Below are 23,409 nucleotides of genomic sequence, written 5' to 3'. Positions count from 1 at the left end.
TACGTTTGGACTAGACAAATATAATTTTTTGTTATATAGTTAAGTTAATAAAATCGTGCGTAAACAAACAATGAATTCACATATTACAAAGAGTATTCGTTTTTTGATTAATACTTTTTGTAGTATGTGTTTTTTTTTAAAGTATTATGATTTTATTTAATAAGTTTAAAATGGAGGTCATTGATTATGACACAAGGTACAGTAAAATGGTTTAATGCAGAAAAAGGTTTTGGCTTCATCGAAGTAGAAGGCGGACAAGACGTATTCGCTCACTTCTCAGCAATCCAAGGTGAAGGTTTCAAATCACTTGAAGAAGGCCAAAAAGTTGAATTCACAGTAGAAGAAGGCCAACGCGGACCTCAAGCTGCTAACATCGTAAAACTTTAATTCTTAAATGAATGAAGAAAGAAAACCACTTGTTATAGAGTGGTTTTCTTTTTTATTTCAGAGAAATTTGTTCAGAAATTGTTTAGTAAGATGTGTTAAATTTTAAATGTCATCGTAATTCAAGCCCGTTGCCTTAATTGGCAATGGGTTTTCTTATTTTATTTATATATATAGCTTTCATTTTTTAGCATAATTACATGAAGAACCAGATAAACTAAAAAGAAAATTGAGCAAAGGGGGATCGTTTGGATGGACGAGGCAGCTTGGCAAATAATTGCTAAACTAAAACAGGAAACTTACGAAGTAGATGATGTTAAATTTAAAATGACTTCTACTGAAGAAGGAGATGTGACGGTTATTTACTTTTCTTCTTTAGTGGAAAAGATGACCATTCAAACGATGGTTTATATCCCTTTAGCCAATAATATTAAACAAATACATCAAATTTCTGAATATGTGGATTCAAAGAAAATTAGTGAAGCTGTCAAAAAATTAAATGCGGGGCAAACGCTTTTATATTTTCATGAAACGAACGGATTGGTAAGTGTTGATACTTATAGTGCACCGACCAGGGCAATTGCTAACACAGAAACAGAATCAACTGTTATTGGCCCACAGGATGCCTTTACTGAATCGTTAGAAACGAATATTTCTTTACTGCGTAGGCGCATTCAAAGCCCTATGCTAAAAAATGAAAACCGTATCATTGGTTCCGAGGCAAATATAAAAATTTCTATTATGTATATGGAAAACATAGTCAATGAGAAAAATTTAGAGAATTTAAGAAATCGAATCGATCAAATTGATTATCCTTTAATTACTGATGTCTCAGTCTTGAAACAACTAATTGAAGACAATCCTTTTTCACCATTTCCACAATATTACATGACCGTAAGACCCGATAGTGTTTGTCGCTATTTAATTGACGGCAGAATTATTGTTTTTCTAGACAATAGCCAAACTGCGATTGTTTGTCCAACATCATTTTTTGAGATGTTTGTGTCGGTTGAGGATTATTATAACCGATGGACGACGGCTTCATTATTAAGAATGTTACGCTTTTTTGGCTTTTTCCTTACAATCATGATTACGCCGATGTATATATCAGCCTTAACTTTTCATCCGGAAATTTTACCATATGAATTATTATTAAATCTTCAGGAATCGAGGAGTAAAGTTCCATTTCCACCTCTTATAGAAGTGTTGTTTATTGAACTGATCGTTGAAGTTTTACGAGAAGCGGGTTCTCGAATGCCGACAAAGGTAGGGCAAACAATCGGTATCGTTGGCGGTATAGTTATTGGAACAGCTGCAGTGCAAGCTGGTCTTTTAAGTAATATTCTTATTGTATTAGTAGCTACATCAGCGTTACTATCCTTTCTTCCCCCTATATTTTTAATGAGTAATGCAAGTCGATTTGTACGATATATTTTTATCTTATCTGCCGGACTGTTTGGCTTGTTTGGACAAATGCTCGCCCTTGCATGGCTAATCCATCATTTACTAAGCTTAAAATCTTTAGGCACTAATTTCATGACACCTGCTATACCACGTAAACCAACTGATTTATTCGATAGTATTATTCGAGCTCCAATAGACTATATAAGGGACAAGAAAGGTATTTCAGGAACAAAGAAAAATTGAGCAAAACAAAGACCAGGCTCTCTAAATGAACTGCACCCCGTCAAGTAGACAGTGGAAATAATAAAAAATGTATTAAGCGGCTTGAGTCCTGAATTCTAACGGACTCAAGCCGTTTAATCGTTTCTGATAACGATAGTAATTATAAAAATGAATATACTCATCAATCGCTAGTTTTAACTCTTCATATGAATCGTACTTATGTAAATAATACTTCTCACACTTCAATGTGCCCCAAAATGATTCAATTGGTCCGTTATCAATACATCGACCAACACGGGACATACTCTGTGTCATATTGGCTGTATCCACAATTCGCTTAAATTCCTTCGATGTATATTGAAAACCTCGATCACTATGTATTAATGGCTGTTCGCCTGATTGTAATGATTGAATAGCTGATTTGATTGTTTTGAAAACAAGGGAATTATTATTCGAATGACCTAACACATAACTCACAATTGAACCATCATATAAATCGATAATTGCACTTAAATAAGCTTTTTTCCCGTTTCCATACTTAAACTCTGTGACATCTGTACACCATTTTTCATTGGGCTTTTTCGATGTAAATGCTCTATTTAATACGTTCTCCGCCACATGATGTGCTGGGGATTTACGATAAGGCTTGCGCTTTCTACGAATAACAGACTTCAATCCACTAATCTGCATTAAACGATAAATACGCTTTTCGTTAACCATCGTTTGATTATTTTCTTTTCGCTGACGATTGATTGTCAACGTTGTACGACGATAGCCGTAAATACCATCTACTTGTTGGTAAAGGAGATGAATGTCCTTTAAAATGGCTTCATTTTCAACTTCTCTGTTAGAAGGCTTGCGACTTAACCACTTATAGTAAGCTGCACGCGAAACATCAGCTATTTCACATAGTAAAAGAATCGAAAGTTCTTCCTCTCGATGTAAATCTTGAATCGCTAAATAGCGTTGCTGTAGACGTATTTGGCTTAACGATGCCTCCTTTCGATTTCCTCTAACTTTTTTAAAAATAAATTTTCTGCACGTAAACGTTCATTTTCACGTTCAATACGTTGAATCTCTAATTTCAATTTCTCCTCAACGGTTAATTCGACTTCATCTTTTGTGCGACCACGACGATCACGTAATCCCTCTTCACCATTCGTTTCAAATTTCTTCGTCCATTGATATACCTGTTGATACGAAACACCATAGGTATGCGCTGCCAACTGATAATTTTTCTGGTGCTTCAAACAGTACTCGACAATCTCAATACGTTCTTCAAAAGTTGTCTTTCTTCCTTCGGTCATAGCTTGACTCATTCCTTTACCTGAATCTTTTATTTCACTATGACTAGTATACTTTTTTACCCAGCTTTTTAAAACGGAGGTACTGCTAATCTCGTATTTCGCCAACACCTCCATCTGTGAATAATTTCGTTGAATGTAGTCCTCCACAGCCGCTAATTTTAACTCTTTTGAATAGAACTTACATGAAGTAGCTTCTTGTAATCCTTCACGTCCACCTGCCTCAAATTTCATTTTCCATCTATGAAAAGTTTGATGATCTATTGAAAACCTTTCACACAATTCATTGATAGAATAGTGACCTTCTTCGAACAATTGAAGGATATATAGTTTCAACTCGAGTGAATGTTTGCTTCGCCCCATAAAAAATACTCCCCTTAGATAAACAGATTTTATTTTTTCATCTGTCTACCTAATAGGGAGCATATCAAAAAAAGGAGCTACTGGTCTTTTTTGAATTAATAGGCATATGGATTTTCTCTGTGAAGTTGCCAATACAGTTGAACAAGTTGTGTTTCATACTTAAAATGTTGTTCGTAAAAATACATATGTTTCTCTGGATCAATATGTTCATAGTATTTCGCTAACGTACCATATAAACTTACTTTTTGAAGCAATTGTGCTAACCGTGGATCCATTTCATTCCGCCCTTCTTTGTGCTCTAGACTTAACATATGTAAACCCATGAAGTATTTCTGGGCCTGTTAGAAAAAAGAAAGGGAACGGTACTCGATTTAAATTTGAAAGGTTGTAATATGACAACGTTAGGTTCTAGGAATTTTAGATAACTTTATTACATTAAAAATAAAGCCTATCAGTCCGCAAATAAAGAAAACATAGGCTACGAGAATGGACATAGCTTCTAAGTTGTTTGTAAAGATTCGATATCCTCCTAAAGTAAGTAAAGCCAAACTAGTAACCGAGCCAAGCAATGATTTATTCTTGCCAGACAAAAAAACACCCCCAAAATAATGATATATAATATGTTAACACGGATTATTATTTAAGTTAACATATAGGTTTTTTTTATGAAACTTAATCAGGTGTATCGAAGCCCTTACTCAAATGGTTTAACTAATTTGTTTCCGCCTTTTTTAAAAATATCTGATAGGCTTCATATTGTTCCTTCAGTTGTAAATGGGCTTCCTCACGTTTTTCTGGGGTTCTCGCTTCTATGTAGGCATTCAAGCATTGAAGATATTCGTTCTTTATATTGAAATCCTCCAAAATATTGTTCTTTAATAGAGGGCTCCATCTGTAGACCGCCACCAGTATGATTAGCAACATCCGCAAATGCATCATATAGTAGCTCAAATAGTTGTGCTCGTTGTTCTCGAGTATACTGTTCACCTGTTTCCTGAAATAATAAAATACGTTCAATTGGCTTTTGTATGATATATAGTTGTCCATAAAGTAGTGATCGATAACTTTTTATTAGTGGTGTTGGTGTAAAGCATAATCCCAATCACCATCACTACTTAAAAATCCTCCTATATATAATATGGCACTTCTATAATTTATTTGCATCCTTAAAAGGTAAATATACTTCGGCAGGGAGGCAGTACTATAATTGAAGGATAACGATCCAAATATCAGTCATATTGCCTTCCATAAAGAATTCATTTTTCAGTAATTTATTCGTGAAGTATCGGTAAATATTAGGGATTAGATGTAACTGATTTTTAGACAAATAAAACAAAGATCTTAAGGGTCACTCAGATAAAAGTAACCCTTAGCACCAAAATAGGAGTGTTAGGCTAAAAGCTAAACTATATTTACCTTTCTAATGGAGTTCTGGTTGTGATTGTACCAGTATGAATTGGGTTTCGGGTTAACGAATCTTAAGTTACTTTATACTGACCGGTGTCTCTTAGGTGACAGTTTTAAGGTAAAGATTGATCTATCCATGAGGATTAAAGTGTTTTAATTATGTTCATGAATTGCCATTATTATCCGAAAATAAATTTAGAAGATTGCTCCATTTGTTAAAGCAATATCATCTGCAAGTTTATAGAAATATCTATTTTTTATTGGGAGAATAACTTCTTCTTCAGGAATAACCTCTAAAGGTGATTCATTGGAATCTATGTCAATAGCGTTTATACGGTGCCGAAATACTCGATTATTTTCACTGTGGCAAATAAATTTTTGTTGGTCCAATTTTTTCATCTTTCCTCACCTCCCTTTTTAATATGTTGTGGACCCTGTAAATTATAGGTATCTGTTACAAGGAAAAAATCCCCAAGAGAATACATCTTATCCTATATAAATATTTTATGAATAAAGATTGGAAGGCGATTGGTAATATGTCTATAAAGAAATGATTTCAACCTTTAATGAATGTGATTTTTTGTATAGCTTAAATAATTGAAAGTATAATATGAAATTTGAAGAAATATAAGGAGATAGATTTTTTTCTTGTTACTGATCAATACAGAAAGGGGATAAGTCGGAGGTAAATGAATGAATAGGAAAGCCCTATAGCAAGCTATAGGGCTTTTATGATTTTAACTGTTAAAATCTGATGGGAAATTAAAGAATTTCTGTTAATTCTGAGTGCACAAGTCTTTGGGCAGTAATGATAACCCCTGAAGCAGTTCGTCCGTAAACACTATATAATCCTCCTGTTTGGTTAGGAGCAATTTCAACTTCATATTGAGCCGAATTTCCTAAACCTGGTGTTACAAAAGCAGAAGCGTTTGCACCCACGCTAAATGGAGTTGTTGATATAAGGTGTCTTGTACCGTTTAGTCTAAAAACTCGAACTACGCCAGTAAGTTGACCTCCAGTAAGATTGAGAATTTTGACACGAACGCTAGTTGCATTAGCTGGTTGATTTCCTGTATTTTCTATTGGTCCAGTTGTTAATGGCATGTAATTTTCACCCCCTCCAATGTAAAGATCTATAATCTGCAGATTACCTTTTCATAATATGTAATAGGTTGTTACTTTCCTTGGTCGTATTAATCATATTTCCAAAAAATAAAAAAATTGTAGAGATGAATTAGTAGATATTTTTTCAATAGAAAACTTATAAACAAAGGTGTTCTTATATACCAAGGCTTATTACATAGTAGAAATATCTATATCTTTATAAGAACTTAAATTGGACGTTATCAATTCAAATACTCAAAAAAAGGAATAAGACATAAACATCTATTTCCTGCTCTATAGCTTGTCATTTAGTTTTTATTCATGTTTGAACTCAAGTGCTACTGTTCGTATCGTTTAATTATCGCGTATAAGTAAGTGAATCAAATTTATAGCACAGAAAAATGCACAAAAAAGCCGCAGCGTCAGCAAACGCCACAGCTTCCTGAAGAATTTATGAAACAATATGTAGATAACTGCTATGAATTGAAATTAGGTTTTCATTTCAGCCATATCATTCATTGTTTTTATACTAAATAAATATTTAACAGATGAAAGATCAATAGAGAACTATTAAGGGCCACCTTGTAGTGACCCCTAAGTAACAATTCGGGAGGTACCAAGTTAAACTAAATTAGCTTAACACTACTATTTATATGATTCGATGACTTGGGTTTTATAGTTTATTGCCTTTAGTAAAGAAAAAACTATAAAAACAAAATCGTTCCAATTAAAAGGCTGGTATTTGTGAAAGATGTCCTGATGCCTTTTAGTTAGTGCATGCCACATTTCCCTATGGTTTCGGTTATAAAGTGTTTTATTCAGGGAAGAAAGGACAACTTTTGCAGAGAATTATTCCAATTTGATGATTTTTTGCTATTATTAGAGTTGGAGGTGGTTATTAAAATGTATAGTAATACAGCAAATATGCTTAAACAGACTACAAATCTTATCAATGCGTTGATTAAATTAAAGCAAAATCTAACTTTTGTGAAATCACATGTTAATAGCGATAAAACGCTGGCCATCTATTTCTTAAGTAATGCATATAGTGACTTTAATTTATTTAAAACTATTTATTTATCCGTAACACCTGGTGACCAAAAAATTGATGAATTTTTACAGGAACATGAAAAATTCTTTCTGGAAGTAAATAAATACTTAGAGCTTTTTAATGATGATAATGTTATGGAAGATAAACTTCATAAGGAAGTCATGTTTTCAATCAACGAAACAGAAAGGTATTTGTTAAATTTATTAGATATGTATAGATAAATCAAAATGCCCAGGTGCTGATTTTAATTAGCCTGGGCAAAATAGGTTAAGAGATTACTTTGAGCATTCGTATTTTTCCTTAAAGAGCGGGCTTAATTCGCTCCATACATCAAACTTATTGCCATTTACATCATAAAAACAAAGTTTCTCCCCGTATGTCCTCTTTCCTCAATTTCCCCCACTCTAATTTGTTTTTCAATAAACTCCCGATGTATAGCTTCTAAAGCATGTAAACCATTGACTTCAAAAGTTAAGGAAAAATGCTCATTGCCGTAAATATCATAAAAATTGGCGCTTTGATTTTCCTTAGACTTAACTAGAAATATACTTTGGTTAGCAAAATTAAGTATAGCCTTGTCTTTATCTTGATAACTTAATTCCGCTCCTAGTTTGTTTACATACCATTCTGTTGATTGTTCTACACTTACAACTGGAATATAGGTGGTACCTACTCTTAATAATTTTTCACTCAATGATTGTTCCTCCTTTTAAAAAGGAAAATTCTGATAATACAAGAGTAGCAGATGCAACCATTTTGAGCAAAAGAGAGTGTTTCTTCGCATTTATGAAGCGGCAGCAGCCAATTAGAAACAAGGTATTAGTTCATTCCATGCAGAATATATTGATAGCACGCTAAAGGTAAGGTGGGGACTGCAATGGATAAACGAGTTTTATTTGACTTTGAAATTGAGTTTACAAACGGGGGTGGAATTCAAGGGCAGGAATTCCGTCTTGATATTGATGGTGATGACATATCGGATGAAGAGTTAGCTAAGTATATAGTAGAAGATATGAGGTTATTGATGGTGGGAAAAGTAAGAATCCTTAATAAGAAAATTATTAACGAAAAACATAAACGAAGTCCTACTCATGAATAATATTACTATTGTTATAGAGGACCTAAATATTTTGGATTATTTTCCTAAGCAATATGTTACTTTTAATTAGTAAATGTTAGTTTTGGTGAAAAAGGGGAGTTATGAGGAATATGGGGTTCGAATTTAAAGATTTTCCAAAAATAGAGACAGAACGCTTTATCTTACGAAAAGGAAACGTTGAGGATTGCCAGGATCTTTTTGAGCTTTATTCCGATGAAAATGTAGTCAAGTATATGCCGTTAAAAGTATTTGATTCAATGGCAGATGCATTAGATGAAGTAAATTGGTACGATAAAATTTTCAAGGAACAAATTGGCTTAAGATGGGTAATCGAAGACGCTAAGTCTCAAAAAGTGATTGGAACATGTGGTTATTTGAATTATGAAAAACAACATAACCGTATAGAAATTGGGTATGATTTAAGACCTGACTATTGGGGGAAGGGTATGATGCAAGAGGCTTTAAGCGAGATAATACACTTTGCCTTTACATCGATGGGAATCAATAAAATAGAGGCGAAAATTGAACCGGAAAATACATCATCAATAAGATTAGTGGAAAAATTGAATTTCTCCAAAGAAGGTGTTTTAAGACAGCATGAATTTGAAAAAGGGAAGTATGTTGATCTTGTCATCTTTTCACTTTTGAAAAGTGAATATTAGGAGGTCTAGAAGAGTCACACGCGCAATGAAGTGGGGCTTTTTCTTTTGTTTTGAAACTGCCACAAACATAAAAGCCGCAGCGTTTACAGACGCTACGGCTCGAATTGGTTTATGCCCTTATGTTTAGGCTAGTCAGTTACAAGCATTATAACACATTGAAGACGAAAGACGTTAATTATAACTTAAAGAGTTTGCCTATGCAGTTCTTTTTTTCTGATTGAACTAAGTATAGGCTTGTTGCACAAGAATTTTTCAAAATTAGAAAGGTGTATATTAGAAAATAGCGAATTAAAAGTGTATTACATCATTAAAGGAGGAAGTATTATGACTACACCTGACTACAGAACACCAATTAAAAACCAAATCGGTGGTGTGTTTATTCCAGTTCGTAACCTAGAGAAAGCAAAAGAATGGTACAGAAAAATTCTTGGATTGGAAGGAGGAGAAGAATATTTTGGACACGTATTCGTGGTACCGATGGAAGGTACGGCTGGATTAATATTAGATGCCATGCCAAAGTGGAGAAAAGAGGATGGTGATATTTCTACTTACCAAGTTCCAGCCATTCAATTTTTAACGAATGATATTGAGGCTGCTTATCAATTTATGCAGGAAAATCATGTGGAACTTGTTACAGAGATTCAGGATCATTTTTATTTTGTATTCAAAGATTTAGATGGGAATTTATTAATGATTTGTAAAGAAGCATCTTAATGATTGTAAACGATTGCTTTAATGAAATTTAAGAGTATGTCTTATCATAGAAAAATAAACTCGGATGTCGGTCGATGAGATGAGGTTTAATTGCTAAATGTTAGGACTAACGACCGACCATCTTTTGTAGTCCTTCTTAACAAATACAGATAGAGGGAATAGCATTCATCTACATTCGGGGGGATTATCGAAATTAGAAAACCTTCCATTATTTTGATATTATAAATATCAATGCTAGGAAGAAGGGGATTTTTCTGAACTCAAATGTGTCTATGTTGGTTCAAACTATATTAAATGAATATCTTACACGATTGAATAAACAAATTCCAAATACACTGGAAGGGTTATATTTACATGGTTCAATTGCTCTTAACGCGTATAGCGAAGGTTCTAGTGATATTGATTTTATCGCAGTGATAAACAGACCTTTAACTGAATTAGATGTGAAAGAAATAGCTAATCTGCATAAAGCTTTGAATCAAAAATATAAGGGAACAGTGATGGATGGATGTTATTTATTAGTTGAGGATGTTGGAAAAGACGAGTCGGAGATAAAAAATTGTTTATACGTAAATGACGGTAAAATTAAATGGAGTAATGAAGGGGTTAATCCCATTACTTGGTGGATTCTGAAAAATAAAGGAATAACAATTTTAGGCACAAGTATAGATACATACGACTTCAATGTAAATGACAAAATTCTAAATGACTACATATTAAAAAATATGAACACCTATTGGGCAAATAGATTGAAAGCTAGAAAAAAATATCAATCTATGTCAATTCTGTTACCTAATAAATTAATTGATTTAGAAGTTGAATGGTCAATTACAGGGATGCTAAGACAATTTTATACATTGCAAGAACGTGAAATTGTTTCAAAAGTTGAGGCAAGTAAATATGCTTTAAAAAAATTACCTGAAAGATGGCACAATATTATTAAAGATGCCATAAGTATTCGAGAAGGTTCAAACATCCGTTATTACAACTCAAAAAAACAACGTATTAACGATATGATTCAGTGCATGGATTACATACTAAATACGAGTAATGCTAATCATAATATCAAATTTTAAAAGTCTGTACTAGCTTTTGAAAGTGAATAAATCTATCAATTTCGATGAAGGGGGATAACAAGCAGCGCGTGCGGTAGTTTTTTGCTGCCAGATATCCCTTTTTAATTATATGTAAATGAGGGGATTACCATTGGACTTTGTGGTAACGAAATGTAGTTGTGGAAGGTCTAATTGGATTTTAAATTAAACAGGCGTGGAAGATCAGAAAGAGTAAGAGCATATGTGAGAGAAAAAGGAATCCTACCCTCATTTGACGAAATAATAACTTGCTAGTATTTTATTTTTCAACTAGGAGGGGTTTTTTTGCAATTATTTTTTAAATATAATTGGATGGTAAGAGAAGACTGGTTTCGTTGGTGTGAAGAGTTGAGCGAAGAGGAACTCCTGCAAAACAGAACTGGGGGAATGGGTAGTATATTACATACACTTTTCCATATAATTGATGTCGAATGGAGTTGGATCCGTATTTTACAAGGTAAGACCGATTTTCAGGAGAGCTTTGACGACTATAATAGCTTGGAAAAGGTTCGTCAATTGGCATCGGCATTTCATGCAGAGGTTGAAAGCTTTGTAAACCAATGGGATGACAGTATGGAAGAGCGTTTACTTCATAACACATTAGAAGACGGAAGAATTGAAACACATACATGGGGTGAAATCGTTCGCCATACTATAGCACATGAAATTCATCATATAGGCCAATTATCGATATGGGCAAGGGAAATAGGGAGAGCGCCTGTTTCTGCAAACTTTATTAGACGAGGACTTTCCTCGGCATTGCAAGCTTCAGCAGATGGTCATAGTGAATTAAAAAGGTAGTGTGCTTACAAGTTGTATTTATAGGTTCAAACCATAACCTTCTAAGCAGTTAAGAGAATAAGTGATGTTTCAAAATTTGAAGGAGTATGGTGATAATGGAAGAAAAGAAAATAACCTGGTTAGAACTTTTTTATGACTTGATATTTGTAGCGGCTGTTTCGACTGCCACAAATGTATTACTTCATGTTGAAAAGGGGGAAATTCGCCCGGAATACTTTTTGAAGTTTGTTTTAATATTTATCCCTATCTGGTGGTCTTGGGTAGGACAAACATTGTTTATTAATCGTTTTGGACAAGATTTTTTATATCAGCGTATTTTTACAATTTTTCAGATGCTATTTGTCCTTATTATGACAGCCAGCTTATCGGTTAACTTTGATGAATATTATCTGTCGTTTCTTTTTGGCTATATTGGGTTAAGAGCTCTAACAGCTATCCAATATTTGGTTGTTCAACGTTTTGAAGAGGGCGATAGGAAAAAGGTAGCGCAATTTTTTGGTACACGTTTTTGGATTGGCATCATCATCTCTTGTTTTTCTATATTTTTTGATTCATGGATTCGTTATAGCATTTTGTATACAGGGATTTTAGTTGATATCCTGGTGCCTTTTTTGGGGCGTAAATATTTGGTGAAAGCTCCGTCTTATACGTCTCATTTATTAGAACGCTTTGCTTCATTAACACTCATTCTTTTCGGAGAATCAGTCGTTAGCACCCTTTATGTGCTGCAGCCTCAAAAAGGGGATTGGGATGCTATTTTATTTTCCCTCATATCGTTTATTCTTATAGTTTCAATGTGGTGGCAGTATTTTGAAAATGTTGAAAAGAAAGTTGACAAATCGATCAAAACATCAGGCCAAACCATTATTTATGGGCATCTATTCATATTAATGTCTTTGAGCATGATTGCTGCTTCCATTAAACTATTGTATCTAAATGAGGTTCATTATTCATTTGATTTATATTTTATTTTCGGTTCCGTATGCCTATACTTCATGACAACTACTATTGTTTTTCATCAATACAGGTTTAGTCAAGATCGTTTAAAACTTTATCATTTAGTATTATTTATAGGGATCTTAGCTTCCTTCTTTATTATTAATTTGATTGTAGAAGTGCCAAACGTTGTAATTATGGGAGAAATGACGCTGTTTTTTATCATCTATGCTAAATTAACAACGACTTGAGTGAGACTAATAAGTGGATAAAATGGAGTAATCTTTCGTTAATTGAGTGGCTATACATAATAGACATGATGCAGCAGATTATCCAAGCTAAAAACACTCTATTTGAATGTTTCTTCAAAATAGAGTGTTTTTCCATAATGTTTAATTTAAGAAGGGTCACCTGGGATAGTAGTGACCCTAAGTAACAATTCAGGAGGTCCCTGTTAAACTAATTTAGCTTAACACTACTATTTATATGCTCAGCTACATTGGGTTTTATAGTTTATTGCCTTTAGAATAGAAAAAGAATGATTAAAATATTGTTTAAAAAATTCATAAATTATCCTACCATTACGTTGCAAAAGAGTCACTACCTCAATGCTTTACACACCAATTTATCGATTTTTGTAATAACTCATTGGGTTGGAATATAAAGGATAACATAAAAAAGCTGCAGCATTTACAGACACTACAGCAATTTACTAAACAATATGATTAAAAGGGGTCGAAGTTATGAAATTTGAAGAACTATATAATATTGCAAAAAGTGTCTTAAACCCAAAGCAAATTTCAAAAAATTCTTATGCAGGTTCGGTTGCTGCAGCCATTTTAAGTGACAATGGTAAGGTCTATAAAGGGGTATGTATAGATACTCCTTGCTCCATGGGATTTTGTGCAGAACATGCAGCAATTGCTGCTATGATTACTGATGGAGAAAGTAGAGTAAAAAAAGTTATTGCAGTTTATCAGGATGGAACAATAATACCTCCATGCGGAAGATGTAGAGAATTCATTTGTCAAATTCATGACGATAACTATAAATGTGAGGTAATGGTAAAAGACAATACTGTCCTTACTATAAACGACTTACTTCCTGTTCGTTGGGAGTAAATATATTGAAACAATAAAAAAGGGTCACTTGAGTTGGAAGTGACCCAAAGTAATAAATGGGGAGGCCGTGACGGTCAACTAGCGCCACAGCAAGTGCGTGCGATACACTCGATATTAATTTGTGCAATTTAGGGTTACTTATACATAAAAAAACTACTGTAACAAAAAGCCCTACTATCCAAGCGTTTTAAGAAGCGCTTGGCTTGCATGCACCGAATAACTAACCATGGGAAGCTTTCATCTTAGGATGAAGGCTTTTTTGATGGGATATATTTCATATAAATTTTAAATGGTTTGTAATTAAGTTTAGGATGTTTACTGGATAAAAAAAGCGAACGAATGCTCTTTGTTTGGGAGCTTGGAATAAGGAATTGAATAACGGATTAAATGCCAATCACCATGAATAATGTTAAATATAGGCAAATGCATAGCCCTCAAGCCTAATTTAGCATAACCTATACCGATATCGAGAGGAGGAAACATTATGCGCGATTATTATGATCAATATGACAGAGATAGATATGATGATGACTATGAATATGATTATGACAGTTATGGGAGACGTCGTAGAAGAAGACGTCCACGTTATCAATACCCATATTATCCATTCTACCCATTCTATCCATTCTTTCCGTTCTATCCACCATACTATCGCCAACCATACTACCGTCCATACGGCTACTAATATAAATAAAAAATCGCTCTGCGCAGTTTAAACGGATGAAGGGTTTCTTTACCCCTAGTTTATTCATATTATTATTTAATAAAGTTTTGTTTAGAATTTATATGATCATCTATTCGTAAAAGATTCCATCTTGTTTCCAAAAAAGTCTAGGTATTCAATTTGAGCCTAGACTTTTTTCATTTAAGTTATTTCAAATTGTATGTAGAAATGTTGTTAAAGGTGCTAGAGTATGGAAATAGTAGCGCCATTATGTTTTTTAATCAAACGTAATCAGACAATGTCATCAAATGATTGATTACCCACAGGATGAAAAGAATACATGTATTAATTTCAATGAAGAATGTGAATGGCTATCAAATTAAGGTAGCCTTTTTTATTTCCATAATTTTTATCTTGTCAAAATACAAACATTTGTTCTATTATGTATACAAACAAGTGTTCCTGTATAAAATAACAAATAGGAACATTTCGCGTATTAGGAGGAAACTTTGATGAGGGAACAACTGATTAAGGCTATGCAACGTAATCAATTGGTAAACATGATGTATGTATCTAAAAATGGGTCTGTAACAAAAAGGCGAGTAAAGGTTATTAAAATCGTTGGCGATTCATTCCAAGCATTTTGTTTTACAAGGCAGGCAAAGCGTACTTTTTTAATCAGCAATGTTCTAGCAGTTATTCCTATAGTAAGTAAGGGGCGTGAGGTTGTATGAACTATGAGGGTATGCCGAATCGACCTATTATATGCATCGATATGAAGAGTTTTTATGCAAGCTGTATTGCCATGTTAGAAGGGTTAGATATTTTAAATGACCCAATTGCAGTCGTGGGTAATTTTAATCAACCAGGCAGTGTTGTGTTAGCAGCATCCCCAGCAATGAAAGAGCGATTTAAAATTAAGACAGGTAATAGACGTTATGAAATCCCTCAACATCCAGATATAAAATTGTTTGAACCAAAAATGAGTTTTTTCATCCAGATGTCGATGACTATTACAAAGCTAATCGCTAACTATGTACCAGTGGACGCCATACATGTTTATAGTGTGGACGAAAGCTTTGTGGACTTAACTGGCACAGAAAAATTATGGGGATCTCCTGAAGAAACAGCGAAAGAAATTCAAAGAGCAATTCTTGATCAATTTAATGTGCCAAGCGCTATAGGGATGGGGCCCAATATGCTGATGGCTAAATTGGCTTTGGACATCGAGGCAAAGAAAACAGGCTTTGCTAAGTGGACTTATGATGATGTGCCAACAAAATTATGGCCTGTACGACCTTTATCAGAAATGTGGGGCATAGGTAAGCAAATGGAAGCCAACCTAAATAAGATGGGCATTCAAACAGTAGGTGGATTAGCTAATGCTGATTTAGATGAATTAGAAAAACGCTTTGGCATTATGGGCAACCAATTATATCATCACGCCTGGGGAATTGATTTATCTAAACTGGGTGAGCCATTAATTACAAACGGAGCTTTAAGCTTCGGTACGGGACAAATGTTGATGAGAGATTATCACACACGAAAAGAAATATCAGTCGTTCTCTTAGAAATGTGCGAGGATGTTATGAAACGTGCAAGAGATGCCGGTTTTGTTGGCCGCACCATCAGCTTAGGTTTATCGTACAGTCGTAATGCGATGACGAAGGGATTCCACCGTTCAAGAACGATTGCTGTTCCAACAAATGAAACACTTGAAATGTATAAAGTCTGTATTGAATTACTCGATGAGCATTTTGCAGGGGAGCCAGCTCGACAGCTTTCTGTCCGGATATCCAACTTAGAGCGAGAGCATAGTATCCAATTAGATTTATTTGACGAGCGAAAACCACAGCGGCAATTGATTGGACCAACAATGGATGCAATACGTAATAAATTTGGGGCGACAGCATTATTACGAGCGGTATCATTTACAAGCGCTGGTACTGCTATCAGCCGTGATCGCTTAGTTGGTGGACATTTAGCATAGGAGTGATTGAATGATAAAGGACAGAGGAACGATAAAATGGGCAGCCATGATGATGCCAGAGCATTTAGATTTTCTCAAAGAATACAAACAAGATGTTACTGATAAGCCGAGAGAATTAGCTGAATGGGAACTAGAAGAATTACAACAAACAATGGATCACGCTTATCGTCAGCAGCTAGATGTCAAGCTAGACGTGTGGACGGCAGGTAAAACAACACAATGGACAGGAATTATTAAAGCGATTACTACTACAGAACTCATACTCGAAACATTACTTAAAACGAAAACAATCCCCATTCAAAGTATAAAGTCAGCTCAACTAGAAGCTGATTATTATGATTAAACCTGAACAACGCCAGCTGTTACACAAGTACTTATTAATAGAACTAGCGGTAAAATCATTGCAGATTGATTATCAAAAAGCAGAACAGTTTAAAATGAAAGTTGTCTTTCTTCCATTGATGGATGCGTTATTAAAGGATTTACGCCAAGAGTATTTTGACCTCAAAAGACAGCTTGCACAGCAGCGTATACGAGTGGTTGGCTGGCATCGTGTGGATGAATATTTTAGTGATGTGCAAGTTGCAACTACGGGTAATGATGTCGTCCTCCGTTATGCAAATCAGGCGTTGAAAACACAGGTGGAAAAATTATTGATTAATTATATAAGGAACAACCAACAGGTTCTCGAATGAGGCCTGTTTTTTGAATAAGGGACATTTGAAGCCTGTCTTCATTCTTGATATAATCAACTATTCGTTTGTAATAACGCATTATACAGTAAATTTGTCAAAGGAAAGCGAGGTTCCAATATGAAGGCTATCAGCCAAGAAATCCAAAATCAATCTATTAAATCTCTGGAGTCGACGTGTAATAAACTTGCAACTGCTTATCAACGTATGACAGAAAAAGGGGTTAACACCACTCTTGTTAAAAAGAGGCTAAACGCTGTGAAAATGGGTTTAGAAAGCCTCAAAAATATTTGGAATGGGGAAAACTTTTCTTATGATGAAGAAGCCATATTGATTTCTAAGAAAATTCTAGAAGATATCATGCCATCTATCGAAAAGCAGATCGCAAAAGCAAAAGAAGGTAGTTCTCAAAAAACATTAAATGACCGACGTTTAACTGCACTTAAACTTGCAATTGAATCATTAGAAAAGCGTTTATCGACAAGTCTAAGTGATTAGACAAGATAATTAAGAAGTATCTACGACAAATGATAAGGCGCTGGAATATTTTGTGATAATATTCAAAAGTAGAAGGAAATTGTTATGGACCACAAATTGAGAAACAAATGTGTTCCTCGAAATTTTCTTTTACCCAATAATCTAGGCTATTAAAAAAACGGAGAAAAGCGATATCCACTGAATTATTTAATGAAATTGCATTGAAAGCGATTTGATTCCATTGTTCTCGATTAACTTTGTTTGGACCAAAGTAATTAAAATCCGGTAAAACTTCTTCTATGTATAAATGCAAAACATCAAAGGCTTCTGTTGTTAAAAAGATAGAAGATTTATGCCAATGTTCGTTTTTAAAATCACCTCGCATAAATTCAAAAACATCACGCCTTCCATTTAGTTTTTCTAACGTATTTATTTCCATTTTTTATACCTCATGATTAAATTATTTAAAGCAAAGAGTGAATCTAACCTAGATTCCTAGAATTTCTTGCATGTTAAAATATACCACATTTTGCATAACCGTGTTCGTGGCAGGACATACACCGCCGAAACATAGAATTAAGTATTTACAATTATTTCCTAGTTGTCTTTTTTGTTGTATGATATTTGAAGAAGGGTGAATAGTATGCTGAAAGTTTTACAAATTGTTTGTGCCATCATAACAGTCTTACTTTCGTCTTACCTACTTATAACACATAATTATAATCTAATTTTTTTAATGGTATTCTTTTCAGGTTTATTCATGTTAACTAAAGGAATTGAAGCATTTCATAGCGAGAGAAAAGTTTACGGTTGGTTACTAATCTGGCTATTTTTATTTGCGGTATATATATCAATGTATCAATTCACAGCTTCGCAATGATCTACATAAGTTGGTGGTTAATATTTCTAATTTAGTCGACTTTCCATTTAATTTAAAAATGTCGGAAATGCACTGCTTTCATATTAGGGGTGATTTTTCTTAGTCAACATTCCTGAAACCGCTCTATACTGTGCTTTTTGAAACGTTAGGAAGGGGGCAATGAAAGAATAAGTGTATTTCCAATGATAGGGTTCATATATATGTAACCACAAAAATAATGGTTCCAAAATAAATGAGAATACAAATGCATTTACGATTGCGGCAATTAGAAAAGATGTCCACGTTTTGAAACACTGGTAAATCAACATATAAATGATAGGCATTTGAAGCCGGTGGATTTCAATAAGTAAATGTAAAGGTATGATTGTTATTGGAGATTGTCCTAACCCCTAACCAACCGACTTATTATGGAAGTCGAACATCCAAGAGAATTGAACCGGTTTCTTTTATGTAAAAGAAAAATAATTATTAAAATAAGGTTCATTTTTTGTTGGTGAAGGAATGCTTTTTCACTAATGGAAGAGGCCTAAGTTTAATAACAAGAACGTTCAGTTAACAAAGATTTAGAATTAAATTAAAAATGTATATTCATTGTGGGGATTCTTCAGACTATAGACAAAGTCGATTTTTTCGACTTTGTCTATTATTTTTAAATGCTGAATGGAGTACTCTCATTTTCACTTTCCTATTGTTTGAAGCTAGTTATGTCATTATCTCATAGCCTTAAAACTGAATATAAGCCTTCATTGATTTTAACAGTTAAAATCTGTTTAGATAATTAAAGAATCGGTGTTAACTCTGAGTTTACAAATTGTTAGGCATCAATGATTACACCTGAAGCTGTTCGCCCGTAAACGCTATATAACCCTCCTGTTTGATTAGGCACAATTTCAATTCAAATTGAGCCGCACAACCTACACTACGACATTTAATATGATTAAGATCAAACAAAGTGGGTACATAACAATCATAGATATATCAAGGAAGCCTAATTTTTTTATTAAATACCAATCCTACAATTAAAGTCTTTACTCCTTATTCGTATCATATTTTGAAGGTCCATAAATATTAAAAGTGAGGTTGCATATATCCTTTTTAAAGACGTAAACTATGTTCTAAAAAGCACAAATGATTTTGGGCATTTATTGATTAAATCTTCATTAGAAGTTGGATAATTTCAAAATATAATTGTAGGAAAAATGAAGAAAAGAAGGTGAGACGATGTTCGATCAAATTGCATATATTATTTTTAGAGCCCTATTAATTCTAACAGTTTTGGTTGTTTTTGTTGGAATTGCACTTGGGGATACTATAATCAGGAAAAAGTAAGACTGGATCCAAATAGTTTCTTTAAAGATCATATTGTGTAAATGTTTTGATTTTGAAAAAGTTCCAGAAGGGATAAATAACCAGGCGCTCATCTAAAAGTGAGTACCTGGTCTTTTCTCATTTATAGTATAGGGAAATTATTTAGTGGCTGTAGGGAGTTGCTGTACCGCAATCGGGCCATTAATGATTAGATAACTAATACATGCCTATTGGGTATTTATGTTAAAATTGAATAATGGCAGGGGGAGATTAAATTATGGATATTATCACATTCGGTGAAAAGAAAGAAGATATAGCATACATAAGGAGACCAGCTGTTTATTGTTTAATGTTCGATAGTCATAAAGAAAATTTAGCGATTATTCAAACAATTGATGGAAAGTATTTTCTTCCAGGCGGCGGAATTGAAAATAATGAGACTCATGAAGAATGTTTAAAAAGAGAAGCCCTTGAAGAAATGGGGATGGCTATTGAAATGGGTAATTATGTAGGGTGTGCCAGAAGATATTTTTATTCCACAAATGAAAATAGGTATTATCTTAGCGAAGGTTATTTTTATTTATGCGATATAGGGATGCAAATAAATAAAGCAACGGAAGAAGAACATTTCCTTAAATGGATAGAACCCATCGATGCAATGGGAAAATTATTCCATGAACATCAAAGCTGGGCAGTTAATGAAGCAATAAAAAATCAATTATAGTTGATAAACAAAAGGGCTTCTTTTCGGAGGTTCATATTTAGCTTGGCCTAAAGCAAATTTAGAAAAACCTATTGTGATGTCCGTGATCATATATACTTATTCCAGAAACGGGCGCAATAGTGAAAACCCTTAAGGAGGTAATGTGGTGAACCCGCACAAATTATTAATAACTCAGTATAATCCAAAATATGCTGAACAGACAGTGAGAATGTGGCGAGAAAGTAAGGAAAGGGCTATTGGTCAGAAAGAAGCCCATAGCTTTGAAAATCATATATACTTTTTAAATCATATATTACCTGAGCAGTATCAAATAGATGTAGCGTTAATTGATGACAATGTAGTTGGTATGATTGCCTATAATGAAAGGGAAATAAGCCAACTTTATATTCATATTGATTATCAAGGATTCGGTATAGGTCAAACATTACTAGATAAAGCAAAAGAACAATCAAGTGGGAGATTATCATTATATACATTTGAAGTAAATGAAAACGCTCGACGATTTTATGAAAAGAACGGATTTAAAATCATTTCTAGAGGGCACGAAAATGAAGAAAATTTACCAGATATTCTATATGAATGGATATCTAATAAATAATGTATGGAGATTATAGGTATTAAAATGGTTAAGGAACAATATCATTTTATTCAACAATCAGGCGCTTTTCTGAAATTAAGGAAAGCGTCTTTACTCATGGAAAGGGCATATTTTTGAATAAAATTAGTTATTTAGATGTCACGACCATGAATACTAACAATCAATCATACCTACTGAAGTAAACAAAAGAAATTATTGATTAATAGAAGGTTCTAGGCGATGTTAGTGAGCTGTAGATATTCCTTAAAGGCTTGAATTGGATTCGCAAAGTTTAATATGACGGTTTTTGTTTTATTTTAGAGGGAAAGGGTAGAGGAGACAACATGTACTTCTTTTTTTATGGTATTTATATAAGTGGTTTAAATAATTTTGTTCCGTTCCATAATAAAAATACGGAAGTGTAATGACCATTGCATAAACCGCATGGCGACAAGTAGATACAATGTTTTTAGAAATGAAAGAACGGAGAGGAATCACTATTACTTTTGATTTTAGTTTTCTGGAAAACTAACTTGGAGAGACAAAGAAAATATCTATGTCCATGGCCCGCAAAAAACATAAATAGGGAGGTAGAACTTTAATGATAAAAGTTGGTATTTTGGTTGGTAGTCTTCGGAAAGAATCTTTTTCAAAAAAACTTGCAATACATGTTGCATCTTTATTCCCTGAAGGATATAAAACAGAATTTGTCGAAATAGGAAATTTACCTTTTTATAATCAGGATTTTGATGATGAAGACAATGCACCTTCAGAATATACGGCTTTCCGTAACAAGATGAAGGAAATTGGGGCTGTTTTATTCGTAACTCCTGAATATAACCGTTCTATACCTGCAGTAATAAAGAATGCATTGGATGTGGGTTCTCGTCCTTATGGAGCAAATGTATGGGATGGCAAACCAGCAGCAATTATCAGCCAATCACCTGGTAGATTGAGTGGATTTGGTGCTAATCATCATTTACGTCAACCTTTAGTATTCTTAAATATGCCAATACTACAACAACCTGAAGCTTATATTGGAAATGTGGCTGATTTACTAGATGAAAACGGTAATGTGAAAGATGAAAGAACGGTTAAATTTTTACAAACCTTCATTGATGCATTCGTAGATTTAATTAAAAAACATAGCAAATAAAAAATAAGGCAACGGAATCCTTTCCTATGCCTTATTTTATTGTTTTCAGAAGAAAGCAACATCATTTCTAAAGTAAATTGCTTACGTCTCCAATAAAATATACATACTAATAGTTGAGAAATATATGAATACGTGTCTATACAATTGACCATATTAAGTCTGCAAATCAGGGTTCTACTAGCCTTTTGCAAGTTAAAATAAAGGAGGAAAGCAACAGAATGGCTGACTTGTATACACGTTTATCAAAAGATAATGCAGCCTTACTTTTAGTCGATCATCAGACAGGATTAATTTCTGGTTTAGTACGTGACTATGGGGTAGATGAATTTAAAAACAACGTCCTCGCACTTGCACATACCGCGAAGTTTTTTAATTTACCTGTCATCTTGACCACAAGTTTTGAAAACGGACCAAATGGACCACTGATGCAAGGGCTTGTTGAGTTGTTTCCAGATGTGCCTAAGATTCCACGCCCTGGACAGATCAACGCCTGGGATAATGAGGATTTTGTCAATGCAGTTAAAATGACTGGGAAAAAGCAATTGATTATTGCGGGTGTTGTAACAGATGTTTGTGTTGCTTTTCCTGCATTATCAGCGCTTAACGCAGGCTATGAAGTATTTGTCGTAACGGATGCGTCAGGAACTTTCAGTAAACAAGTTGCAGATGCGGCATTAATGCGTATGGCCCATAGTGGCGTACAACTGATGAACTGGTTTAGTATTGCCAGTGAATTGCAAAGAGATTGGCGAAACGACATCGAAGGTTTTGGTGCTTTACTTGCAAGCCAATTACCTGGCTATCAAAATGTTATCGGAAGCTATGAAGGAGCTCAAAAAGATTACATTAACCAGAAAAGATAAAAGGGAACTACAAAGAAACGCGAATTCACTACAACTCCGCGTTTCTACTCCCTACATGATTTACCTAATTATTGGATATCGATGTAAGTGTTAATATCAAGTTTGTATAGATCCTGCTTTTATCATGAAAAAAATTATTGATTACATACTTCAAAATTTTAGAGAATCTGTTCGGAGACCGAATGGTGGATAACCAAACAAAAAATTTAAACAATGTATCAATGATGTTTCTCTAACTGTTTGGTAAAATGAGCATCAATTTCAAGGGGGACACACAAGATTTTATAAAATGGATTGGCATGATTACTAAATACAGATAGTGGTCAAATTTTACAGGGATGACTAACGGAGCAGAAGATCAATTCATCTGTTAGAGCAGTTGATGACGTTGATAAAACGTAAATATTTCCAA

Annotated in this window: 28 protein-coding genes and 2 pseudogenes; 21 read left to right on the top strand and 9 right to left on the bottom strand. The window is 33.9% G+C overall.

Translation table 11 applies throughout. The features are described from left to right. Positions 1–186: 186 nt before the first annotated feature. Both OU989_RS12340 and OU989_RS12335 read left to right on the top strand, forming a co-directional pair. Complete coding sequence (locus OU989_RS12340; RefSeq protein ID WP_004225195.1) at positions 187–387, top strand: cold-shock protein; 201 nt, start codon at positions 187–189, stop codon at positions 385–387. Positions 388–636: 249 nt separating this feature from the next. Continuing rightward, positions 637–2,031, top strand: coding sequence for a spore germination protein (locus OU989_RS12335; RefSeq protein WP_274793340.1), 1,395 nt, complete (start codon positions 637–639; stop codon positions 2,029–2,031). Between the two features lie 72 nt (positions 2,032–2,103). On the opposite strand, the gene OU989_RS12330 is transcribed toward OU989_RS12335, so the two are convergent. From OU989_RS12330 to OU989_RS12305, 6 genes are all read right to left on the bottom strand, one after another. Continuing rightward, positions 2,104–3,677 (bottom strand): IS3 family transposase gene (locus OU989_RS12330; RefSeq protein WP_274793282.1). Its coding sequence is split into 2 segments (ribosomal slippage): positions 2,104–3,035 and positions 3,035–3,677, totalling 1,575 coding nucleotides; the frame shifts between segments, so codons are not numbered across the junction. Between the two features lie 95 nt (positions 3,678–3,772). Continuing rightward, positions 3,773–3,952, bottom strand: a complete 180-nt coding sequence (locus OU989_RS12325) for a hypothetical protein (protein WP_274793339.1) — start codon at positions 3,950–3,952, stop codon at positions 3,773–3,775. A 126-nt stretch (positions 3,953–4,078) separates the two neighbouring features. Next, a complete protein-coding gene (locus OU989_RS12320) occupies positions 4,079–4,267 on the bottom strand; it encodes a hypothetical protein (protein WP_274793338.1) in 189 nt (62 codons plus the stop codon). 194 nt (positions 4,268–4,461) lie between these two features. Beyond that, on the bottom strand, positions 4,462–4,779 hold the full coding sequence (locus tag OU989_RS12315) for a hypothetical protein (RefSeq protein WP_274793337.1): 318 nt from the start codon (positions 4,777–4,779) through the stop codon (positions 4,462–4,464). Between the two features lie 500 nt (positions 4,780–5,279). After that, on the bottom strand, positions 5,280–5,483 hold the full coding sequence (locus OU989_RS12310; protein ID WP_274793336.1) for a hypothetical protein: 204 nt from the start codon (positions 5,481–5,483) through the stop codon (positions 5,280–5,282). Positions 5,484–5,846: 363 nt separating this feature from the next. Further along, a complete protein-coding gene (locus tag OU989_RS12305; RefSeq protein ID WP_274793335.1) occupies positions 5,847–6,188 on the bottom strand; it encodes an ATPase in 342 nt (113 codons plus the stop codon). 903 nt (positions 6,189–7,091) lie between these two features. Between OU989_RS12305 and OU989_RS12300 the strand changes: the two genes are divergently transcribed. Beyond that, positions 7,092–7,460 (top strand): hypothetical protein, encoded by a 369-nt coding sequence (locus tag OU989_RS12300; RefSeq protein WP_274793334.1) that lies wholly within the window; start codon positions 7,092–7,094, stop codon positions 7,458–7,460. Between the two features lie 54 nt (positions 7,461–7,514). Here the strand turns inward: OU989_RS12300 and OU989_RS12295 are convergent. Then, positions 7,515–7,933, bottom strand: a pseudogene (locus OU989_RS12295) (VOC family protein). A gap of 183 nt (positions 7,934–8,116) precedes the next feature. Between OU989_RS12295 and OU989_RS12290 the strand changes: the two are divergent. The 13 genes from OU989_RS12290 (at position 8,117) to OU989_RS12230 (ending at position 17,510) form a co-directional block, all read left to right on the top strand. Continuing rightward, complete coding sequence (locus tag OU989_RS12290; RefSeq protein ID WP_274793333.1) at positions 8,117–8,338, top strand: cyclase; 222 nt, start codon at positions 8,117–8,119, stop codon at positions 8,336–8,338. A gap of 110 nt (positions 8,339–8,448) precedes the next feature. Beyond that, positions 8,449–9,000, top strand: a complete 552-nt coding sequence (locus tag OU989_RS12285) for a GNAT family N-acetyltransferase (RefSeq protein ID WP_274793332.1) — start codon at positions 8,449–8,451, stop codon at positions 8,998–9,000. A gap of 324 nt (positions 9,001–9,324) precedes the next feature. Then, entirely contained in the window at positions 9,325–9,714 is a 390-nt protein-coding gene (locus OU989_RS12280) for a VOC family protein (RefSeq protein ID WP_274793331.1), read from the top strand. 311 nt (positions 9,715–10,025) lie between these two features. Then, entirely contained in the window at positions 10,026–10,790 is a 765-nt protein-coding gene (locus tag OU989_RS12275; protein ID WP_274793330.1) for an aminoglycoside adenylyltransferase domain-containing protein, read from the top strand. Between the two features lie 303 nt (positions 10,791–11,093). Continuing rightward, positions 11,094–11,609, top strand: a complete 516-nt coding sequence (locus tag OU989_RS12270) for a DinB family protein (protein ID WP_274793329.1) — start codon at positions 11,094–11,096, stop codon at positions 11,607–11,609. A 95-nt stretch (positions 11,610–11,704) separates the two neighbouring features. After that, a complete protein-coding gene (locus OU989_RS12265) occupies positions 11,705–12,796 on the top strand; it encodes a low temperature requirement protein A (protein ID WP_274793328.1) in 1,092 nt (363 codons plus the stop codon). Positions 12,797–13,288: 492 nt separating this feature from the next. Further along, complete coding sequence (locus tag OU989_RS12260; protein ID WP_274793327.1) at positions 13,289–13,666, top strand: cytidine deaminase family protein; 378 nt, start codon at positions 13,289–13,291, stop codon at positions 13,664–13,666. A gap of 484 nt (positions 13,667–14,150) precedes the next feature. Beyond that, positions 14,151–14,351 (top strand): hypothetical protein, encoded by a 201-nt coding sequence (locus OU989_RS12255; RefSeq protein ID WP_274793326.1) that lies wholly within the window; start codon positions 14,151–14,153, stop codon positions 14,349–14,351. A gap of 491 nt (positions 14,352–14,842) precedes the next feature. Continuing rightward, positions 14,843–15,064: a transcriptional regulator gene (locus OU989_RS12250; protein ID WP_274793325.1), complete on the top strand. Its 222-nt coding sequence runs from the start codon at positions 14,843–14,845 to the stop codon at positions 15,062–15,064. Then, entirely contained in the window at positions 15,061–16,320 is a 1,260-nt protein-coding gene (locus OU989_RS12245; protein ID WP_274793323.1) for a Y-family DNA polymerase, read from the top strand. Before OU989_RS12250 ends, OU989_RS12245 begins: the two co-directional genes overlap by 4 nt. A 10-nt stretch (positions 16,321–16,330) precedes the next feature. Continuing rightward, entirely contained in the window at positions 16,331–16,663 is a 333-nt protein-coding gene (locus OU989_RS12240) for a YolD-like family protein (protein ID WP_274793322.1), read from the top strand. Continuing rightward, on the top strand, positions 16,656–17,015 hold the full coding sequence (locus OU989_RS12235) for a YhjD family protein (protein WP_274793321.1): 360 nt from the start codon (positions 16,656–16,658) through the stop codon (positions 17,013–17,015). The genes OU989_RS12240 and OU989_RS12235 overlap by 8 nt, the downstream gene beginning before the upstream one ends. A 117-nt stretch (positions 17,016–17,132) precedes the next feature. Further along, complete coding sequence (locus OU989_RS12230; protein ID WP_274793320.1) at positions 17,133–17,510, top strand: hypothetical protein; 378 nt, start codon at positions 17,133–17,135, stop codon at positions 17,508–17,510. 82 nt (positions 17,511–17,592) lie between these two features. Here OU989_RS12230 and OU989_RS12225 read toward each other — a convergent pair whose 3' ends face one another. Next, positions 17,593–17,928 (bottom strand): hypothetical protein, encoded by a 336-nt coding sequence (locus OU989_RS12225; RefSeq protein WP_274793319.1) that lies wholly within the window; start codon positions 17,926–17,928, stop codon positions 17,593–17,595. Positions 17,929–18,132: 204 nt separating this feature from the next. Between OU989_RS12225 and OU989_RS23650 the strand changes: the two genes are divergently transcribed. Then, positions 18,133–18,369, top strand: a complete 237-nt coding sequence (locus OU989_RS23650; RefSeq protein WP_313470720.1) for a DUF3953 domain-containing protein — start codon at positions 18,133–18,135, stop codon at positions 18,367–18,369. A gap of 814 nt (positions 18,370–19,183) precedes the next feature. Here the strand turns inward: OU989_RS23650 and OU989_RS12215 are convergent. Further along, positions 19,184–19,264: pseudogene (locus OU989_RS12215) on the bottom strand (ATPase); the annotation flags it as partial. A 690-nt stretch (positions 19,265–19,954) separates the two neighbouring features. Here OU989_RS12215 and OU989_RS12210 point away from each other — a divergent pair. From OU989_RS12210 to ycaC, 4 genes are all read left to right on the top strand, one after another. Beyond that, positions 19,955–20,401: an NUDIX hydrolase gene (locus OU989_RS12210; protein ID WP_274793318.1), complete on the top strand. Its 447-nt coding sequence runs from the start codon at positions 19,955–19,957 to the stop codon at positions 20,399–20,401. Between the two features lie 145 nt (positions 20,402–20,546). Further along, on the top strand, positions 20,547–20,999 hold the full coding sequence (locus tag OU989_RS12205; RefSeq protein ID WP_274793317.1) for a GNAT family N-acetyltransferase: 453 nt from the start codon (positions 20,547–20,549) through the stop codon (positions 20,997–20,999). A 580-nt stretch (positions 21,000–21,579) separates the two neighbouring features. Continuing rightward, positions 21,580–22,134: an NADPH-dependent FMN reductase gene (locus tag OU989_RS12200; protein WP_274793316.1), complete on the top strand. Its 555-nt coding sequence runs from the start codon at positions 21,580–21,582 to the stop codon at positions 22,132–22,134. Positions 22,135–22,352: 218 nt separating this feature from the next. Further along, positions 22,353–22,997, top strand: a complete 645-nt coding sequence (gene ycaC, locus OU989_RS12195) for an isochorismate family cysteine hydrolase YcaC (RefSeq protein WP_274793314.1) — start codon at positions 22,353–22,355, stop codon at positions 22,995–22,997. Positions 22,998–23,409: the final 412 nt, after the last annotated feature.

The organism is Lysinibacillus irui (assembly GCF_028877475.1).
GTDB classification, from domain to species: domain Bacteria; phylum Bacillota; class Bacilli; order Bacillales_A; family Planococcaceae; genus Lysinibacillus; species Lysinibacillus irui.
The sequence above is the reverse complement of the archived record's forward strand: the minus strand, read 5'-3'. Positions and strand labels throughout refer to the sequence as shown.

Coding starts and splice junctions, on each gene's coding strand:
- OU989_RS12325 (WP_274793339.1), bottom strand. CDS start 3,952: ATGGATCCACGGTTAGCACAATTGCTTCAAAAAGTAAGTTTATATGGT.
- OU989_RS12340 (WP_004225195.1), top strand. CDS start 187: ATGACACAAGGTACAGTAAAATGGTTTAATGCAGAAAAAGGTTTTGGC.
- OU989_RS12230 (WP_274793320.1), top strand. CDS start 17,133: ATGAAGGCTATCAGCCAAGAAATCCAAAATCAATCTATTAAATCTCTG.
- OU989_RS12290 (WP_274793333.1), top strand. CDS start 8,117: ATGGATAAACGAGTTTTATTTGACTTTGAAATTGAGTTTACAAACGGG.
- OU989_RS12235 (WP_274793321.1), top strand. CDS start 16,656: ATGATTAAACCTGAACAACGCCAGCTGTTACACAAGTACTTATTAATA.
- OU989_RS12250 (WP_274793325.1), top strand. CDS start 14,843: ATGAGGGAACAACTGATTAAGGCTATGCAACGTAATCAATTGGTAAAC.
- OU989_RS12310 (WP_274793336.1), bottom strand. CDS start 5,483: ATGAAAAAATTGGACCAACAAAAATTTATTTGCCACAGTGAAAATAAT.
- OU989_RS23650 (WP_313470720.1), top strand. CDS start 18,133: ATGCTGAAAGTTTTACAAATTGTTTGTGCCATCATAACAGTCTTACTT.
- OU989_RS12285 (WP_274793332.1), top strand. CDS start 8,449: ATGGGGTTCGAATTTAAAGATTTTCCAAAAATAGAGACAGAACGCTTT.
- OU989_RS12245 (WP_274793323.1), top strand. CDS start 15,061: ATGAACTATGAGGGTATGCCGAATCGACCTATTATATGCATCGATATG.
- OU989_RS12225 (WP_274793319.1), bottom strand. CDS start 17,928: ATGGAAATAAATACGTTAGAAAAACTAAATGGAAGGCGTGATGTTTTT.
- OU989_RS12305 (WP_274793335.1), bottom strand. CDS start 6,188: ATGCCATTAACAACTGGACCAATAGAAAATACAGGAAATCAACCAGCT.
- OU989_RS12300 (WP_274793334.1), top strand. CDS start 7,092: ATGTATAGTAATACAGCAAATATGCTTAAACAGACTACAAATCTTATC.
- OU989_RS12260 (WP_274793327.1), top strand. CDS start 13,289: ATGAAATTTGAAGAACTATATAATATTGCAAAAAGTGTCTTAAACCCA.
- ycaC (WP_274793314.1), top strand. CDS start 22,353: ATGGCTGACTTGTATACACGTTTATCAAAAGATAATGCAGCCTTACTT.
- OU989_RS12240 (WP_274793322.1), top strand. CDS start 16,331: ATGATAAAGGACAGAGGAACGATAAAATGGGCAGCCATGATGATGCCA.
- OU989_RS12210 (WP_274793318.1), top strand. CDS start 19,955: ATGGATATTATCACATTCGGTGAAAAGAAAGAAGATATAGCATACATA.
- OU989_RS12265 (WP_274793328.1), top strand. CDS start 11,705: ATGGAAGAAAAGAAAATAACCTGGTTAGAACTTTTTTATGACTTGATA.
- OU989_RS12200 (WP_274793316.1), top strand. CDS start 21,580: ATGATAAAAGTTGGTATTTTGGTTGGTAGTCTTCGGAAAGAATCTTTT.
- OU989_RS12280 (WP_274793331.1), top strand. CDS start 9,325: ATGACTACACCTGACTACAGAACACCAATTAAAAACCAAATCGGTGGT.
- OU989_RS12255 (WP_274793326.1), top strand. CDS start 14,151: ATGCGCGATTATTATGATCAATATGACAGAGATAGATATGATGATGAC.
- OU989_RS12335 (WP_274793340.1), top strand. CDS start 637: ATGGACGAGGCAGCTTGGCAAATAATTGCTAAACTAAAACAGGAAACT.